The sequence below is a fragment of the Pseudarthrobacter sp. NPDC058119 genome (assembly GCF_042884655.1).
In the GTDB taxonomy this organism is placed as follows: Bacteria; Actinomycetota; Actinomycetes; order Actinomycetales; family Micrococcaceae; genus Arthrobacter.
The window spans coordinates 577,044-593,561 of record NZ_JBHVTN010000001.1 but is presented as its reverse complement, the minus strand read 5'-3'; the positions used below and the strand labels follow the sequence as shown (position 1 = coordinate 593,561).

The 16,518-nt window shown below is 66.5% G+C and carries 17 protein-coding genes; 4 read left to right on the top strand and 13 right to left on the bottom strand.

Features of this window, described 5'->3' with window-relative positions:
• Window positions 1-11: 11 nt before the first annotated feature.
• On the top strand, window positions 12-1,115 hold the full coding sequence (locus tag ACFVTD_RS02760) for a winged helix DNA-binding domain-containing protein (protein ID WP_387557677.1): 1,104 nt from the start codon (window positions 12-14) through the stop codon (window positions 1,113-1,115).
• 152 nt (window positions 1,116-1,267) lie between these two features.
• On the top strand, window positions 1,268-2,245 hold the full coding sequence (locus ACFVTD_RS02755) for a type IV toxin-antitoxin system AbiEi family antitoxin domain-containing protein (RefSeq protein WP_387557674.1): 978 nt from the start codon (window positions 1,268-1,270) through the stop codon (window positions 2,243-2,245).
• A 57-nt stretch (window positions 2,246-2,302) separates the two neighbouring features.
• Here the strand turns inward: ACFVTD_RS02755 and asd are convergent, their stop codons facing one another.
• The 13 genes from asd to ACFVTD_RS02690 all read right to left on the bottom strand — a co-directional run bounded on the left by asd (window position 2,303) and on the right by ACFVTD_RS02690 (window position 14,620).
• Window positions 2,303-3,433: an aspartate-semialdehyde dehydrogenase gene (gene asd / locus ACFVTD_RS02750; protein WP_387557671.1), complete on the bottom strand. Its 1,131-nt coding sequence runs from the start codon at window positions 3,431-3,433 to the stop codon at window positions 2,303-2,305.
• Between the two features lie 104 nt (window positions 3,434-3,537).
• Window positions 3,538-3,954, bottom strand: a complete 417-nt coding sequence (locus ACFVTD_RS02745; RefSeq protein WP_387557668.1) for a hypothetical protein — start codon at window positions 3,952-3,954, stop codon at window positions 3,538-3,540.
• A complete protein-coding gene (locus ACFVTD_RS02740) occupies window positions 3,951-4,601 on the bottom strand; it encodes a hypothetical protein (RefSeq protein ID WP_387557665.1) in 651 nt (216 codons plus the stop codon). The genes ACFVTD_RS02745 and ACFVTD_RS02740 overlap by 4 nt, the downstream gene beginning before the upstream one ends.
• Window positions 4,602-4,624: 23 nt before the next feature.
• Window positions 4,625-5,605 (bottom strand): hypothetical protein, encoded by a 981-nt coding sequence (locus ACFVTD_RS02735; protein ID WP_387557662.1) that lies wholly within the window; start codon window positions 5,603-5,605, stop codon window positions 4,625-4,627.
• Window positions 5,606-5,718: 113 nt separating this feature from the next.
• Window positions 5,719-5,937, bottom strand: coding sequence for an NF038396 family protein (locus ACFVTD_RS02730; protein ID WP_387557659.1), 219 nt, complete (start codon window positions 5,935-5,937; stop codon window positions 5,719-5,721).
• 4 nt (window positions 5,938-5,941) lie between these two features.
• The gene (locus ACFVTD_RS02725) at window positions 5,942-6,526 is read right to left on the bottom strand and encodes a dihydrofolate reductase (protein ID WP_387557656.1); all 585 of its coding nucleotides are present in this window, start codon (window positions 6,524-6,526) and stop codon (window positions 5,942-5,944) included.
• A complete protein-coding gene (locus ACFVTD_RS02720) occupies window positions 6,523-7,326 on the bottom strand; it encodes a thymidylate synthase (protein ID WP_387557653.1) in 804 nt (267 codons plus the stop codon). The genes ACFVTD_RS02725 and ACFVTD_RS02720 overlap by 4 nt, the downstream gene beginning before the upstream one ends.
• Window positions 7,327-7,335: 9 nt before the next feature.
• Window positions 7,336-7,833 carry a DUF1648 domain-containing protein gene (locus tag ACFVTD_RS02715; RefSeq protein WP_387557650.1) on the bottom strand — a complete coding sequence of 166 codons (498 nt, stop codon included), beginning with the start codon at window positions 7,831-7,833 and terminating at the stop codon, window positions 7,336-7,338.
• Between the two features lie 2 nt (window positions 7,834-7,835).
• Window positions 7,836-9,482, bottom strand: coding sequence for a hypothetical protein (locus tag ACFVTD_RS02710; protein WP_387557647.1), 1,647 nt, complete (start codon window positions 9,480-9,482; stop codon window positions 7,836-7,838).
• A 77-nt stretch (window positions 9,483-9,559) separates the two neighbouring features.
• Complete coding sequence (locus ACFVTD_RS02705; RefSeq protein WP_387557645.1) at window positions 9,560-10,528, bottom strand: NUDIX domain-containing protein; 969 nt, start codon at window positions 10,526-10,528, stop codon at window positions 9,560-9,562.
• A gap of 11 nt (window positions 10,529-10,539) precedes the next feature.
• Window positions 10,540-12,789, bottom strand: a complete 2,250-nt coding sequence (locus ACFVTD_RS02700; RefSeq protein WP_387557642.1) for an RNA degradosome polyphosphate kinase — start codon at window positions 12,787-12,789, stop codon at window positions 10,540-10,542.
• Between the two features lie 130 nt (window positions 12,790-12,919).
• Window positions 12,920-13,888 (bottom strand): mycothiol synthase, encoded by a 969-nt coding sequence (gene mshD / locus ACFVTD_RS02695; protein ID WP_387557639.1) that lies wholly within the window; start codon window positions 13,886-13,888, stop codon window positions 12,920-12,922.
• A 33-nt stretch (window positions 13,889-13,921) separates the two neighbouring features.
• On the bottom strand, window positions 13,922-14,620 hold the full coding sequence (locus ACFVTD_RS02690) for a response regulator transcription factor (RefSeq protein ID WP_133345752.1): 699 nt from the start codon (window positions 14,618-14,620) through the stop codon (window positions 13,922-13,924).
• 339 nt (window positions 14,621-14,959) lie between these two features.
• On the opposite strand from ACFVTD_RS02690, the gene ACFVTD_RS02685 reads away from it, so the two are divergent.
• Window positions 14,960-15,727: a permease gene (locus ACFVTD_RS02685; protein ID WP_387557635.1), complete on the top strand. Its 768-nt coding sequence runs from the start codon at window positions 14,960-14,962 to the stop codon at window positions 15,725-15,727.
• Between the two features lie 173 nt (window positions 15,728-15,900).
• Window positions 15,901-16,509 (top strand): FABP family protein, encoded by a 609-nt coding sequence (locus tag ACFVTD_RS02680; protein WP_387557632.1) that lies wholly within the window; start codon window positions 15,901-15,903, stop codon window positions 16,507-16,509.
• Window positions 16,510-16,518: the final 9 nt, after the last annotated feature.

Sequence of the window (16,518 nt, the reverse complement as noted above, 5' to 3'; positions counted from 1 at the left end):
AGGATGGGCGCATGGCTGAATCTGGTGCCCTGCGCGGGGGCAGGATGGTTGGCAGGCTCCGGCTGGCGTCGCAGCGGCTTGCCGGGATGCAGGCCACGTCTGTGCCGGAGCTGGTCCGGTGGATGACCGCCATGCAGGCCCAGGACCTGGCCGCGGCGCTGTGGGCGGTCGGGGCACGGGTGCCCGGCGCGGGAATTTCCCAGGTGCGTGCCGCCATCGATTCCGGAGCTGTCGTCCGGTCGTGGCCCATGCGCGGGACGCTGCACCTTGTGGCGCCGGAGGATCTGCGCTGGATGCTGGACCTCACTGCCGAACGGCTCACCAGGAGCATCGCGGGCCGTCACCGGCAGCTGGAGATTACGTGGGCGGACGTGGAGAAGGCCCGCGACCTGGCGCTGGACCGCATCCTGGCGGACGGCCCCATCAGCCGCGCCGCACTGTTCAGGGTGTTCGACGACGGAGGCCAGGCGACGCAGGGCCAGCGCGGGATCCATCTCCTGGGTTCGCTCTGCCGTCACGGCTGGCTGGTCCTGGGGCCCCTGGCCGGAAACCAGCAGCTGATTGCGGGGTTCGACGAATGGATCCCGGTATCGAGGAGCCTGGAACGCGAGGCGGCCGTGGCGGAGTTCCTGCTGCGTTATTTCCGCAGCCATGGGCCGGCCACCCTCCGTGACTTTGCCTGGTGGACCCAGCTGCCGCTGACCGAGGTGCGGGCGGCGTTCGAGCATGTCCGGGGCGGGCTGGTGGAGCTGGAGCTGGAGGGGACCAGCTACTGGCTGTCCCCGGAGGTGGCGGTCCTGCTGGAATCCGGTGTGCCAGGGGCGCGGTCCGTCCATCTGCTGCCCGGTTTCGACGAGTTTGTCCTGGGCTACACAGACCGCAGCCTCGTCCTGGCGCCGGAGCATTTCGACCTGATCGTGCCCGGCGGGAACGGTGTCTTCAAGAAGACGGTGGTGGTCGGGGGCAAAGTGGCCGGCACCTGGGCGCTACAGGGAACGGGGCCGGGTGCCGTCGTCGTACCCGGGCTCTTCGATGAAGCCCGGCCGCTTGGCCCTGCCGCACAGGCAGCCCTGGCCAAGGCCGGCCGGCGCTACACGACGTTCCTGGCCACCTGACGTGCATCCAGCCCCCACATAACCGGCCCCGCCCCGCATAACCGGTCCCGGGCAGCAACGGTTGTGCGGGCAACGGCCGCTCGTACCGCGGGCCATCCACATAGCAGCGTCCCGTGCTTCCGCTGCCGGTGTCCGCCGTCGACCCTTGGACAATGAATTCCGGTGATTTGCAGGCCCTCGTCGACCATCGCTGGCCCAAGCAGGTGGTGGCGTCAACCCGCCAATTGGCGGCTGCCGGGCTGGACGACCGTGTGCTGACTGCGGCCGTGAAGAGCGGTACCGTACTCCGGTTGCGGCGGGGAGCCTACGTCCGGAGCGGGAACTGGCATGGGCTCAAAGAATGGGACCGGGACCAGGCCCGGCTGATGGCCCACTTCGAGTCCACCCACGGCCGGTCCCGGTACAGCCACGTGAGCGCGGCATTGTTGCGGGGGCTTTTTGTCTGGGAAGGCGGGCCCGCCGTGCACGTGACAACCCAGTACGCCAACTCGAAGGCCAACGCGGGAAGTGACGTCCGGACCCACAGGCTGCCGCTCGCGGAAGCTGAGAAGGCTTCGCTGTGGACGCCCGACGGGCGGGAAGTCCTTACCACCAGTGCCGAGCGGACCGTGCTGGACTGTGCACGTATCCTGCCCTTGGACAAGGCAGCCGTGATCGGTGACCACGCGCTGCGCAAGGGCGCGTCCATCGAGGCCATGCGGCAGCTGCTGAACCACAGTCGAGTGGTCCGCGGCGGCAGGCGGGCCTGGGACCTGCTGGCTGTCCTGGATGTCCGGTCCGAGTCCCCGGGGGAGACCCGGACCAGGCTGATGCTGCATTCTCTTGGCTTGCGCATGTTCGAACCGCAGGTCGGGATCACCACCCGCGAGGGCCTGTTCCGGGCGGATTTCGCGGACCGCGACGCCCTGGTGATTATCGAGTTCGACGGAGCCGCCAAGTACACGGACTACAAGCCGGCGGCTGATGTGCTGCTCGCGGAGCGGCGCCGGGAGAACGCACTGCAGGAGTTGGGCTGGGCAGTCTTCCGGATCAATTGGCAGCAGCTGAACCGGCCGGGAGAGCTGCGGCAACGGCTGTACGCATTCCTGGCGCGCCATGCCCGGACGCAAAAGCGGCCCTTGCCCGCATAACCGGTGCGGGGCAGCAACGGTTATGCGGGAAAGGGCCGCTCGTGAGGCAGCTGAAAGTTACAGGTTGCCGGTGGCGATGTTGAGCATGCGGCGCAGCGGCTCGGCGGCACCCCAGAGGAGCTGGTCTCCCACCGTGAAGGCGCTGATGTACTGCGCGCCCATTTCCATCTTGCGGATGCGGCCCACAGGGATGTCCAGGGTGCCGGAAGCGGCCACAGGCGTCAGGTCGGCCATGGAGGCTTCCTTGGTGTTGGGCACCACCTTGGCCCACTGGTTGTCCTCGTCCAGCAGCTTCTCGATCTCGGCGACGGACAGGTCCTCGCGGAGCTTCAGGGTCAGGGCCTGGGAGTGCGAGCGCATGGCGCCGATCCGGACGCAAAGGCCGTCCATGATGATGTGGTTCTCCTCGGAGGTGCCGAGGATTTTGTTGGTTTCCACCCCGGCCTTCCACTCTTCCTTGGACTGCCCGTTGCCCAGGTCCGCGTCGATCCAGGGGATCAGCGAGCCAGCCAACGGGACGCCGAACTGGGTGGCGTCGATGTCGGTGCGCTGGTGGGCCAGGACCTTGCGGTCGATCTCCAGGATGGCCGACGCCGGGTCGTCCAGTTCCGTGCTGACCTCGGCGTTGAGCGTACCGAACTGGCTGAGGAGCTCACGCATGTGCCTGGCGCCGCCGCCGGAGGCAGCCTGGTACGTCATGGAGGTGCCCCATTCGACCAGGCCGTTCTTGAACAGGCCGCCCAGGCCCATGAGCATGCAGGAGACGGTGCAGTTGCCGCCGATGAAGTCCTTGGTGCCGTTAACCAGGCCCTTGTCGATGACGTCACGGTTGATCGGGTCCAGCACGATGATCGAGTCATCGTTCATGCGCAGGGTGGAGGCGGCGTCGATCCAGAGGCCGTCCCAGCCGCGGCTGCGCAGCTCCCCGTGGACCTGCTTGGTGTAGTCCCCGCCCTGGGCGGTGACAATAATGGGCAGCTTCGCCAAAGTGTCGAGGTCGAACGCGTTCTCGAGCTTGCCGGCGCCGTCAGCGAAGGACGGCGCGGCACCTCCCGCGTTGGAGGTGGAGAAGAACACCGGGTTGATGTTGGCGAAGTCGCCCTCGTCCTGCATGCGCTGCATCAAGACGGAACCGACCATGCCGCGCCATCCGACCAGGCCGACGGAAGGGGTAGCTGCTGTAGTCATTGGTCCAGTTTAGACTTCGCAACAGGCAGGACGCAGTCGGTTACGTCACGCCCCGCCGGGCCCACCCGTCGAGGTGGCGGGCGCCTCGTGCCTGCCATGCGGGTTCATTCACTGAGGGGTCCTGCTCCGGGTTCCGGTGCATGCCGTTCCTTCCGCAATTTCTTGGCCCGGTATTCGTCCCTTGCCATGCGGAAGGTATACCAGGCGCCGAAAATGCCGAATGCGGTGAGGACCAGGGCGCCCCAGAACGGCTGGCCGCCGTCAGGTAGGGGCCTCAGCAGTATTACCAGCGAGAGAAGGGCCAGGAGCGCCATGACGCCTGTCAGGATTCCCATGCCCCACCAGGTTTGGACCTGCACGTGGCCACGGCCTGGAGAAAACCCGATTTCATCGGCGGGGTAGCTGTGCAGTTCGCCCGTGTCGGTAGTTCGCAGCACCCGTTTTTCACCCCGTGCAAGCGCAGCCTTATGCTCGGCGTGGACGGCATCGTTGCGCCGCTCACGGTCACGGTCGAATGTCACAGTGAGTCCTGTCGGATGGTGCGTAGGCGGTGAAGGAGGCCGGCGTCGTCCACGCCCCTGGTTTCAGCAATGTCCGGCTCGGTGGGTGTGGAGATACCAGTGGTCCATAGTCCGCCGCCGCCATTTTTTACGTAGAGGGTTCGGCCGGTGGGATCCTCCCGGCGGCGAATAGTGGCGCCGCCCTCCGGGTTGCTGTCCAGGTGCTGCTTGATGACCATGAGGTTGGCCTCGGCGGCGGTAACGTTCGGCCGCTGAGCCATTGCCCACCACGTGAAGTAGGCGCGGGGCTGGAACAGCAGATGGATGTCGTCATTTTCCATGAAGACCACGCTGTCGCCCCCGTCGGCCGTCAGCAGCGAGATCTCAATGCGGCGAACGGCGGAGGAGAGCAGGGCAGCGACGGCGGCAGTGGGGCCTGATACGGAGAGGAGTCCGTCATTTTCGGCTTTGGCCAAGCCTCTTGCTATCAGGGACGATGCGCCGGCGCTCACCATGTCCGTGTTGTCCAGATAGCCGTCCACTCTCAGTGCTTCAGCGCTGTGGAACGAGGCGTCCCCGCGCTGGAGGCTTGCAAGGGTGACCATCTCAGCAAAGCCATATCCGATCGCATCGGGGATGGTGGCGGCTTCCGTCGTTGTCTCAGTCATCGTGGACACCTCTCGTTGTGGGCTCAGAATCCAAAGAAGTCGCCGACTTTTTCAGCGGCGTCTCCAGCGCCTTCCCAGACTTCCTTGGCACCGTCAGCGATGGAACCGCCGATGGCATTGACGGTTTCTTTGACTATCGGAACGTTGTCATAGATGGCCAAGGCTCCGGATGCAACCATTGCTGCCGTTCCGACGGGCGGGGGAGCGAAACTCACAACTCCCAGACCAGCTTTGATTCCGGAGTAGAAGGCGGCCTCTACATCGCCTTCCTTGGCGTTGTTGACGGTGTCCAAAACGTCAAGGCCTACTCCGATTCCGCCTAGGGCCCTGCCACCAAATTTGAAGAACTCGGCCGCCTTGCCACCCTCGGCGAGACGCAAAGCGGTATCCCACCTGCCGTCGAACAGTTCCGATGAAGTGTTGAAGTACTGGCTCAGCATATTGGTGTTTTGGAACGCTTTTGCCACGCTCTGGAAATCCCTGGAGAACAGGAACTCGCCGAGGTTATCCGCCTTGCCGATGAAATGGGGAAGATCGAACAGTCCCGCCCGGAGGTTCGGCAACGCTTTGGTCAGGTTGTAGATATCCCAGCCGCTGCGGAAAGGGGAGTTGGGATCAGTGAGCCAGCCCGGTCCCCAGGGATCGTTGCTGCCCTGCCCCGGGATTGGACGGCGGGGGCCGTCGGTGCCGCCCGGCGAACCTTCGCCGGGTCCACCACCGAAGCCGGAGCCGGTGGTGCTGGCCTTCTCCTGCTCATTAGCATTCTGAAGCAGGACTTTCGACTCCTGCTTCAAGCGCGAGACGGTCTGCTGAAGGAGGGTCCGGTGGTTGCTGTTCCAGTCAGAGCGGAACCGCTGGGCGTCCGCGCCCTTCCAAGCCGGGTTGTTGTTGATCTGGCTGCTCAGCTGCGTCGACTGCTGCTGCAGCAGGTCGGCCGTCTTGTTGAACTGCTGCGCGAGGGCCCGAAGTTGCTCGACGTCGGCGCCCCACAAAGTTCCTGCCACCAGGATTCCCCCCAATATTCATTCAACAGCCCCCAGAGTGCTGCGTGCCCCAGCCTAGGCCAGGACAAGACCGCCCGCGATGGGGTGGCCTCCCCATGCCGCTGCAGTGAGCGTCAGCCCTGGTCCGACTGCTCCAGCACCGCTGCCTTCCGCGCGCGGAGCGCGAAGAACGAGCCGAAGGTGAAGACCTGCGTGACCACCACCAGCACGATGGCCCCGGCGATCTTGTTCCCGCCCAGGATCATGGTGAGCCCCACGATCGCGGAGAGCAGTGCCAGCAGGGGCAGCAGCATGTAGCCCAGGACGAACAGGGTTTCCGGTTTCTTCAGCATGTTCCTAGCCCTCGGTCCGTGACCACTTGGTGAATCGGTAGCGTGTGCCGTTGGCGGCCGTCAGCCACCCGTCCGGCGGGACGGAGGCTGTAGCCTCCCAACTGGTGCCGAGCTCCGGGGCGAAAGTGTCGCCGTCGGCCTTCACATCGATGGTGGTGACCACCGCAACGTTGGCGAGGTCCGTGGACTGGCGGAAGACGTCACCGCCGCCCAGGATCCAGACGGTCTCGCCGCCGTCGACAAACTGCGACTCAAGGAGCGCGTCATCCAGGGAGGGAACCACGACGGCGCCCTCCGCCTCAGGCGTGTCGGCCCAGCTTTTCTGCCGCGTAATGACGATGTTCGTGCGCCCGGGCAGCGGCCGGTACTTGTCCGGGAATGACAGCCAGGTCTTGCGGCCCATGATGACCGGGTGCCCGGTGGTGAGCCGGGTGAAGTGCTTGAGGTCCTCTGGCAGGTTCCAGGGCATGTCCCCGTCCTTGCCGATGACGCCGTCGGACGTCTGGGCCCACACCAGCCCGACGCCGGTGATGGAGGCGGCCAGTTCCTCCGTGAAGGACTGGGGATCGGTGAAGTTTTCGGTGCTCATACGGCGATCGGAGCCTTGATGGTGGGGTGGTGCTGGTAGCCCACCACTTCGAAGTCTTCCAGCGTGTAGTCGAAGATCGAGGCCGGTTTCCGGGTGATCTTCAACTGCGGGTATTCGTAGGGCTCGCGTTCCAGCTGCTTGAGGACCTGGTCCATGTGGTTCTCGTAGATGTGCACGTCACCGCCGGTCCAGACGAACTCTCCCGGTTCGAGGCCGACCTGCTGAGCGATCATGCAGGTGAGCAGCGCGTAGGAGGCGATGTTGAAGGGGACGCCAAGGAACATGTCAGCGGACCGCTGGTAAAGCTGGCAGGAGAGCTTGCCGTTGGCCACATAGAACTGGAAGAACGCGTGGCAGGGCGGGAGGGCCATGTCGTTCAGTTCGGAGACGTTCCACGCGGACACAATGTGCCGGCGCGAGTCCGGGTTCGACTTCAGGTTCTCGATGAGCTCGGCGATCTGGTCGATGTGGCCGCCGTCCGGAGTGGGCCAACTGCGCCACTGCACGCCGTACACCGGGCCCAGGTCGCCGTCCTCGTCCGCCCATTCGTTCCAGATGGTGACGCCCTGGTCCGTCATCCACTTGATGTTGGTCTCGCCGCGCAGGAACCACAGGAGTTCCACCGCCACGGACTTGAAGTGGACCCGTTTGGTGGTGATCAGCGGGAAGCTTTTGGAGAGGTCAAAGCGGATCTGGCGCCCGAAAACGCTGGTGGTTCCGGTGCCGGTGCGGTCCGATTTATGGGTGCCGGTGGCCAGGACATCGCGCAGGAGGTCTTCATAAGGCGTTGGGATGCTCACGCCCCAAGTCTACTTTGAGCGTGGCCCCGGGTGCGGAAGCAGCGCGGCGGCGGCTGAGACCGCTCGGAAGACCAGGCCAATGCCGATGAACATGAACAGCACTGTGGGGATCCAGATGGAGGCGGCCCCGTCCCACCCCAACCACCCGCGGATGCTGAGCCAGCCGATCAGGGCGGTCAGCGCCGGGGCAAGTTGGGCAACGACATCTTTCCCTGCACCAATGTCCCTGGCGCCTGCAGTGCCGAGTGACCTCGACAGTGCAGGGAGGAACCGGTGAAGCAGCCACAGGAAAGCCACGCAGCCAAGGCCGGTGAGGAGGGGTGCGAACACCGTCCACGCTGTCTTCGGAGCAAAGCGGTCGGGTGATCCGCTGCCGTCCCAGTGCACGGGTACAGGGTCAGGCATCCCCGGATAGAGCGCTGCCCCGGTCACGGCAGTAAGCAGCAGCGCCAGCACTGAAGCGGCGAACCAGTCGGCGGCTCTCCGGGTCTTGACGTCCCGGCCCATGGTCAGCCGCCTGCCTGGCGGGTGTCGTTCTGGCGGATTTCGGGGGAAAGCGCAGGGGGTTGCGGGAGCCCGGGCGTCCGCGGGAGGGGCGGGGCAGCACCCTGGACGGGGATTACCGCGATCCCCACGGCGGCAGCGGCCAGGAGAGCCCCGACGGCGGGAGCAGCCTGCCAGAAGGCATCCCACCGTTCCGGACCGAGTGGCGACGCCCGGTTCAGCTTGGGTCCGGCGCTCATCAGAAGGACCCCGGCCTGGCCTGCCAGGAACGCGGCCTGCGTCCGCACCACACGGTGCACCGTGATGGCACGCAGTGCGACATCCAGTCCCAGGACCGGCCCAGGGACGCTGTTGCGACGGCGGACAAGCACCAGGGGAACCCCGGACGCGACCACAACCGCGGCGCTGCTCCACGCCGTCACCGGCCAGGACTGCTGCGCGCCCAGTTCACCCTGCGGCCCGGCAACAAGGAACAGGACAGCCAGGAGAATGGTCGCAGCGGCAACCAGGGTGCAGGCCAGGGCGGATGAGACCGGTTGGCGGGGCCAGTGCAGGGGCTCGTCCGGGGTCCCGTAATTCCGGTGCACCAGCACTTCGCCGAGCGACACAACGGCCAGGATGGCGCCGGCGGAAACAGCTGCGAAAAGCGCGGGATTCCCTGTGAGGGTTCCCGGGACGAAGATTGCCGCGGGTACGGGCACGAACGCTGCCAGCCCCATCGCGGCACCGATGGACACCGACAACCGGGCGGCGGGCTGGGCCTGCGCGCCGGCGCCCCGGCGGGATGCGGGCCGTCCGGAGAGGCTGGGCGGTGCCCACAGCAGCATCATCAGCAGCACCGCCAGGTTCAATGCCCCGGCCGGGTTGAACCAGTTCGGGGGGCCAACGGCCGGATCGGGGCGGGCTGCATGGTTCCCTGCGATGGCCGCCAGCCCGGACGCAATTGTCGCCACCGTTCGGAGCAGGCGGTTTATGGTGATGGCCCGCAGGAGTCTGTCCTGTCCGGGCGCCAGTCCGTTTACGGGTGCCCGGCGGCTGGTCAGCATCAGCACTGCGAGGGTGCCGCCGGCCAGGACGAGCAGCGCCCCGCCCAGGTACATCGCCAGATCCATGCCGGCTATGCGGCCCTCCCCTCCGAACGTGGCATAACCGCCGGCACCATCCGGACGCGAACCGTAAGGGCGGGCTTCAAAGCCCGGCAGCGTGGACGTCCACACGATCTGGGTGGTGGACAGGAGGAAGATCACCGCCACCGTCCAGGCGAGGGGACGCGACACCAGTGCCCGGAGCGCGGGCGGCCTTCCGCCCTGCGCCAGCGGCCGGGCGAGTGCCCGGGGATAGGTTGCCTGCCCCAGCACATATGTCGCCAAGCTTCCGAGGACAGGCCAGGCGAGGGCCGGGGCGATGTCCACGGGCCCCGATGATGCCCCGGGTAGTGGCAGGATGCCCGCATTCGCAGCGGGAAGCAAAGAGCTCGCCATCCATCCGATGACGCCGGTGCACAACGCATGCCGGGACGCTGCGGCGGAAATGTCCCGGCCCCGGCGGATCAGGAAACGAAGCAGGAAGTACACTCCGCCAATAAGCAGGAGCGGCCACAGGACAGTTGCCGGTGGAACATCAAAGGCAAGAGTGGTGGTGGCAGCCGGCACGTTATCCCCCCAGAACTGTGCATCGTTCCCCTAAGTCAAGGGGTATGCGGGTCCAGGGTCAAGCGGGCGTGGAGCCCTCAGTCGTCAAAGGGCTTGAACTGCTCCACCGCCACAACCCGCCTCTTCCCGCCGTTGGCCACATGGCACACCACCAGTTCGCCGGGCGAGAGGTACGGTTCGTGGGCCGGCAGCAGCTTGGCGAGGTGTGAGGGCATGTGGGCCGCGAGTTGCTTCAGTACCGTCGGCAAAGCGGGCCGGTGGGTGCAGACCACCACAGGCCGTTGCTTGTCCACCAAAGACTCGATGACGGCGGCGGTCTTCTTGGGGCTGCGCTGGTGCTTGTGTTCGGTCAGGCCCTCCGCCAGCTTCACCTTGGCCCCGGTGGCCCGCGCGTAGGGGGCGACGGTGGCAACGCAGCGCAACCAGGGGCTGCTGACCACCCGCATCGGCTTCCACGCCTGCAGGAGCCGCCCCACGGCCTGGGCCTGGCGCGACCCGGTGGCCGCCAGCGGACGCTCACCCTCGGCCTTGCTCCACGATGCGCGCGGCTTGGCTTTGGCATGGCGGAGCACCAGCAGGGGCCAGGTATCCAGCTCTCCTCGACCGTGCGCGTCCTGCAGGTACGTAAGGGGTACGACGTCGGACGGGTTTGACAGCAGGCGGGCCGCCTTTTCGGGGGCGCACCACATGACGCTGTCCACTTCCTTGCCATCGGGAAGCAGGGTGTCACCATTGACCCTGACCGCCCAGTAATGGACTACCTTCAGGCCCGACGCCACGTGGTAGTGGATGGGTGGCAACGGTATGCCCAGGGGCGCTTTGAGGCCGATCTCCTCCCACACCTCACGGACGGCGCACTCAGGGACAGTCTCGCCGGCGTCGATCTTTCCTTTGGGCCATGACCAGTCGTCATAGCGTGGCCGGTGGATCAGCAGGACTTCCAGGCCGTCCCGACCGGCACGCCAGGGAATGGCGCCCGCCGCCGTCACGGCAATGGGTTCCCCCGGGTGGTCAGTCTGGTCTTCTACGAGTGCATCGCTCGACAACGCGGCGGCCCTTATCGCCGGCTCAGGCTGCGTTGCCGCGGCCGGGATGCCAGCAGCCAGGACTGGACGTCTTCGAGCGGCTTCCCGTCCTCGGACAGGTGGTGCCGTGTCCAGCGGCCCTCGTTGTCAAGATGCCAGCTGGAGGTCTCCGGATCCATGTAGCGCTGCAGGAGGTCCAGGACGTAGGTGATGTCGTCCGCGCTGGCCAACTGGACCAGGGCCTCCACCCTGCGGTCAAGGTTGCGGTGCATCATGTCAGCGGACCCGATGTAGACCACGGGGTCCCCGCCGTTGGCGAAGGCAAACACCCGTGAGTGCTCCAGGAACCGGCCCAGGATGGAGCGGACCGTGATGTGCTCGCTGAGGCCGGGAACGCCGGGCCGCAGCGAACAGATGCCGCGGACCACCACGTCCACCTTCACGCCCGCCTGGGACGCGCGGTACAGGGAATCGATGATGGCTTCGTCCACCATTGAGTTCACCTTGATCTGCACGTGCCCGGGAATTCCGGCACGGGCATTGCGGATCTCGGTTTCGATGCGGTCAATGAGGCCGGACCGCACCGAACGTGGTGCCACCAGCAGGCGCTTGAAGGTCGACTTGGGCGCGTAGCCGGAAAGCTGGTTGAACAGCTTGGAAAGATCCTGCCCCACCTGTTCGTCGGCGGTCAGCAGGCCCAGGTCCTCGTAGTACCGGGCGGTGCGCGGGTGGTAGTTGCCGGTGCCGATATGGCAGTAGCGGCGCAGGCCGTCCACTTCCTGCCGGACCACCAGGGACAGCTTGCAGTGCGTCTTCAGGCCCACGATCCCGTACACCACGTGCACGCCGGCCTGCTCGAGCTTGCGGGCCCACGAGATGTTGGCCTGCTCATCGAACCTGGCCTTGATTTCCACCAGGGCCAGGACCTGCTTGCCGGCCTCCGCGGCATCGATCAGGGCATCCACGATGGGGGAGTCTCCGGAGGTCCGGTACAGGGTCTGCTTGATGGCCTGGACCTTCGGGTCTGCCGCTGCCTGCTCCAGGAACGCCTGCACGGAGGTGGAGAACGAGTCGTACGGGTGGTGCAGCAGGATGTCCCGGCGCCGCATCGCAGCAAACACATTGGCGGCCTTGGACGTTTCGGACTCGTTCAGGTACCGGGAGGTGTGCGGGACGTGCTTGGGGTAGTGCAGGTCCGCCCTGTCGATTCCGGCTATGACCGACAGGCCCCGCATGTCCAGCGGCGCCGGCACCGAGTACACCTCGGACTCCTCGACACCCAGCTCACGGATCAGCAGCGCCCGGATGTTGGGGTTGATGTCGTTGGTGACTTCCAGCCGGACGGGCGGCCCGAACCGGCGGCGCAGGAGTTCCTTCTCCAGGGCCTGCAGGAGGTTCTCGGCGTCGTCTTCCTCCACCTCCACGTCTTCGTTGCGCGTGACGCGGAAGGTGTGGTGCTCCAGGACCTCCATGCCGGGGAAGAGCTTGTCCAGGTGGACGGCGATGACTTCCTCAAGCGCGATGAACCGTGCCACCCGGCCGGGCACCGCACCGGCGCGGGGGCCGTCGATGGAAATCAGCCGCGGCAGCTGGTCCGGGACTTTGACGCGGGCGAAGAGCTCCTTGTCGCTCACGGGGTTCCTGACCACCACGGCGAGGTTCAGCGACAGGCCCGAGATATACGGGAACGGGTGCGCGGGGTCCACGGCCAGCGGCGTGAGGATGGGGAAGACCTTTTCCGCGAACATGACGCTGAGCTGCTGCTGGGCGGCGTCGTCCAGTTCCCCCCACTGCATGACATGGATGTGCTCGTACGCCAGCGCGGGCCGGATCTGCTCGGCGAAAACCTGTGCATGCCGCTGCTGGAGCCGGTGGGCTTCTTCGCTGATCCGCTCCAGCACCTCGACTGGGCTGAGCCCGGCAGGGGAGGGGACGGCCAGCCCGGTGGCGATGCGGCGCTTCAGGCCTGCCACGCGGACCATGAAGAATTCGTCCAGGTTGGAGGCGAAGATGGACAGGAAGCTGACCCGCTCCAGCAGGTGGAGGGTGGGGTCTTCCGCCAGTTCCAGCACCCGGGAGTTGAAGGCGAGCCAGCTCAGCTCGCGGTCCAGGAAACGGTCCGGCCGGATGTCGCCCTCGGGCTGCAGGTTCGGGGCGAATTCGGGGATGTCGATGCGGTCCTGCGTGGCCCTGGATGCCGGTACCTCGGAGGAGCCGAAGCGGGCCCGGACAGGCACCGCAACATCCTGGGACGTGGCTGTTCCGGACGGTTCCGGGTTCATGGCTTCTCCTTCAGCTGGCGCTCCGGTGCCGGCGCTTCCGCCCCGCGCGGCTCCATTTCAACCTTACAAGCATTCGCCGGCCCCACGGCCCCTGTTTTACGCCGCGCCAAGGATTGATCGGGCCTCCCGGCTACGCGCCGGCCGGGCCGTACATGACATCCATGTCCCAGCGGCTGAAACCGAGCCGCCGGTACAGCGCTACGGCCGGAGCGTTGTCCGCATCCACGTACAGCATCACGCCGTTCAATCCCGCGTCGCGGAGGTGCTTGATGCCGGCGACGGTCAGGGCCTTGCCCAGTCCCATGCCCTGCGCCTCCGGTGCCACACCCACCACGTAAACCTCGCCGATCGCAGGGTGCTCACCATGCCGGGGGTGGACCTTGGTCCAGTGATACCCGAGCAGCCGGCCGTTCCGGTCCTCGGCGAGGAGGAAGCCGGACGGGTCGAACCAGTCCTCCGCCATGCGCGCCTCGAGGTCGGCCCTGGTGAGGCTGCCCTGCTCGGGGTGGTGGGCAAACGCTGCCCGGTTGGCGGCCAGCCACGCCTCTTCATCCTTGCCCGGAACGAACGTACGGATGGCTACCCCGTCCGGAAGGCCGGCGTCGGGCAGGTCCGCGCCCGCCGTCGTCATCCGCATCTTCCACAACTCGCGCACCGGCGCGTAACCGTAGCGGGCTGCGAGGTCGGCGGCGGCTTCATGGTTTCCATGCGACCAGGCATTCAGCCCGCTGAAGCCCCGGACCTCCTTGAGCGCGCCCACCAGACGGTCCGCCACACCCTGGTTCCGGTAGGAGGGGTGCACGGCGATTTCCAGGATGCCGCTGCCGTCCGGCTCATCAACCACGACGGCGAACCCCGCCAGGTCCTGGCCGGTCGCCGGATCGGAGTCCTCGTCGGGAGCGTAGAGGGCCAGGGTCAGCAGGCTGTGCACGGCCGAATCACCGGCGCGCATCGTCACCAGGGTTTGTTCCGAAATGGAAGGATTGCCATCCGATTCTTCCGCCGCGGCCAGGAGGTCACGGCAGTCTTTCATCAGTTGCTGGTCCACTCCGCCCCGGACGACATGGACGGGCCACTTCTGCGGATGCGCTGGAGTCATGAGCCAAGGCTATACGCCTGCGGCGGCCCAGGCTCAGGCTTCGGTGAGTTCATCTTCCTGCTGCCGGACCAGCGTGAGGCGGTAGCCGACGTTCCTGACGGTGCTGATCAGGTTCTCGTGGTCCGCTCCGAGCTTGGCCCGCAGGCGACGGACGTGGACGTCCACGGTGCGCGTGCCGCCGTAGTAGTCGTAGCCCCACACCTCGGTCAGCAGCTGCTGCCGGGTGAAGACGCGGCCAGGGTGCTGCGCCAGGTACTTCAGGAGCTCGAACTCCTTGAAGGTCAGGTTCAGCGGTGCCCCGTTGACCCGGGCCGTGTAGCTTGCCTCATCAATGACGACGCCGGCGGCACGGATTTCGCTGGGCGCGTCCTCCTGCTCGGGCACTGCCCGGGCGACGGACAGCCGGATACGGGCCTCCACCTCGGCGGGGCCTGCGGAATCGAGGACGATGTCGTCAACAGCCCACGCGGAGGACACCGCCGCCATGCCGCCTTCGGTCAGGATGAGCACCAGCGGGGCGCTCAGGCCTGTGGCCTTCAGGAGCTGGGTGAGGGAGCGGGCGCCCACCAGGTCCTTGCGGGCGTCCAGCAGGACAATATCGCAGGGGTCTGTTTCCAGGAGGGCCGTGGGCTCCGCGGGGAGGATATGGACCCTGTGGTTCAGCAGCTCGAGGGCAGGCAGGATGTCCACCGAAGAACCGGTGCTGTTGGTCAGTAACAGGATGTGCGACATTGTTCCTCCAAGGGCTGTCCGCGCATCGTTGGGCGACTGAACCGGATTCTCACCGGCCGGTACTGGCTCCTGCGGAAGGTTTTGGACCGTCAGCACGCCGCCGGCCAGCCACCTCAGCAGGGAGCGTAGCTGAACTTTGAGTATACCCGGCGGCCCCTTCCTGGCCACAGATTCGGGGCGGGGGCCGGTACGTTTTGCGACATATCCAGTTCACATAAGGCAGGATTGGACCAGGGCGCACCCGCCCTGCCGTGAAGGGGCAGACCTGCCTTCCGGCCGACCGCCAGGATGGGAAAACAGCGCAGTGAGTGCACCGACGAAGCACAGGCCGGGCCACGCATGACGGCGGAACTGCAGGCCCCCGCGCGTTCGCTCGGCTCCTGGACCGTCGGCATCGTCGGGATCGCCGGCCTCATCGCCATCATCGCCGGGGTCTACGCCTCGCCGGAGGCACTTGTGGTGGTGGGGATCGTGATCGCCGTGGCGGTGGGCATTGGTTGGCCGCACTTCCTCCGCATCCCGGCCAAGAAGACCCTCGCCGCCGTCATCGCCCTGCCGGGGGCAGGCGCCGCCGTAGCCGCCGCCCTGGTGCCGGCACCCGGATACCTGGACTGGACGCCGGGCTTTGTGGCCCTGGGAATGATGGCGGTGTTCGTGGTGCAGCTCATCCGCGGTACCGGGCAGGCGCAACGGCTGGAATCAACCCTGGGCTGCTGCGCCGGTGTCCTGCTGTCCTGCCTGGGGGCAGGATGGATTGCCGGCTCCCGGTTCAACGGTGTCCGCGAGATGCTCCTGGTGGCGGCGATCAGCGCGGCAGTTGCCCTGCTGGCCGGGCTCATCCGTTGGCCGGACAGCATTGTTGCCCCGCTCGGAGTGGTGCTCGCCGGCCTGGCCGGTCCCCTGGCAGGGCTGGTTCTGTCGGACATCGCCGTGCTGCCCGCGGCCGTCTTCGGCGTGGTTGTCGGTGCGGTGCTGGCGAGCTTCCGGCGGCTGGCCACCCTCCGCGGCGCTCCGCTGAACATCCTCGCAGCCCTGGGCATGGGACTGGCCCCGGTCTCTGCTGTTGGATCCCTCGCGTACTTCATAGACAAACTACTCATCTACTAACGGGTTAGGATGGCACCATGTCCGTACTTGCTTTTGAAATCTTCTTCCTTGTCCTGCTCGGCATCGCGAGCCTGTCCATGGCCTGGTTCGCCGGCTTCGTGGTCTACCGCCTCTTCAAGGGCCAGCAGTAGCCACCCCTTTCCCGGGACCGGCCGTAGCTGGAGGTAATACCAATGCCCATTGAGATTCCTACAGACCTGACCCCCGAACTCGTGCCCCTCTCCTGGCTCATCGGTGAGTGGGAGGGCCGTGGGCGGCTCGGCAGCGGCGACGAGGATTCCGAACACTTCCTGCAGCACGTCTCCTTCACCCACAACGGCCTGCCGTACCTGCAGTACCGTGCCGAAAGCTGGCTGACCGACGACGAAGGCACGCGCCTGCGTCCGCTCACGGTCGAGACGGGCTTCTGGGCGCTGGAACGCAAGCAGCTCGATGCCGACGGCGGCCCCGGGCTGGTGCCGGCAGACATCGTCCCGGTGCTGAAGAGCGCCGACGAAGTCGAGGCGCTGCGCAACAAGGACGGCGGCTTCGATATCTCCGTGTCGATTTCGCACCCCGGCGGAATCTCGGAGCTGTACTACGGCCAGATCAAGGGGCCGCAGATCCAGCTGACCACCGACATGGTGATGCGCGGCAGCCACTCCAAGGACTACAGCGCAGCCACCCGGATCTTCGGACTGGTGGACGGCAACCTGTTGTGGCGCTGGGACGTTGCCACCGGGGGTGACGCAGGAAAAGGGCTGGAAGCGCACGCCTCCGCGTTCCTGCACCGGGTCTCATGACCAGATAGG

What these genes read in the sequence shown, in the direction of transcription:
- ACFVTD_RS02700 (WP_387557642.1), bottom strand. Translation starts at nt 12,789, where the DNA reads ATGAACCCGGAACCGTCCGGAACAGCCACGTCCCAGGATGTTGCGGTG.
- ACFVTD_RS02715 (WP_387557650.1), bottom strand. Translation starts at nt 7,833, where the DNA reads ATGGGCCGGGACGTCAAGACCCGGAGAGCCGCCGACTGGTTCGCCGCT.
- asd (WP_387557671.1), bottom strand. Translation starts at nt 3,433, where the DNA reads ATGACTACAGCAGCTACCCCTTCCGTCGGCCTGGTCGGATGGCGCGGC.
- ACFVTD_RS02680 (WP_387557632.1), top strand. Translation starts at nt 15,901, where the DNA reads ATGCCCATTGAGATTCCTACAGACCTGACCCCCGAACTCGTGCCCCTC.
- ACFVTD_RS02760 (WP_387557677.1), top strand. Translation starts at nt 12, where the DNA reads ATGGCTGAATCTGGTGCCCTGCGCGGGGGCAGGATGGTTGGCAGGCTC.
- ACFVTD_RS02725 (WP_387557656.1), bottom strand. Translation starts at nt 6,526, where the DNA reads ATGAGCACCGAAAACTTCACCGATCCCCAGTCCTTCACGGAGGAACTG.
- ACFVTD_RS02755 (WP_387557674.1), top strand. Translation starts at nt 1,268, where the DNA reads ATGAATTCCGGTGATTTGCAGGCCCTCGTCGACCATCGCTGGCCCAAG.
- ACFVTD_RS02685 (WP_387557635.1), top strand. Translation starts at nt 14,960, where the DNA reads ATGACGGCGGAACTGCAGGCCCCCGCGCGTTCGCTCGGCTCCTGGACC.
- mshD (WP_387557639.1), bottom strand. Translation starts at nt 13,888, where the DNA reads ATGACTCCAGCGCATCCGCAGAAGTGGCCCGTCCATGTCGTCCGGGGC.
- ACFVTD_RS02730 (WP_387557659.1), bottom strand. Translation starts at nt 5,937, where the DNA reads ATGCTGAAGAAACCGGAAACCCTGTTCGTCCTGGGCTACATGCTGCTG.
- ACFVTD_RS02690 (WP_133345752.1), bottom strand. Translation starts at nt 14,620, where the DNA reads ATGTCGCACATCCTGTTACTGACCAACAGCACCGGTTCTTCGGTGGAC.
- ACFVTD_RS02740 (WP_387557665.1), bottom strand. Translation starts at nt 4,601, where the DNA reads ATGACTGAGACAACGACGGAAGCCGCCACCATCCCCGATGCGATCGGA.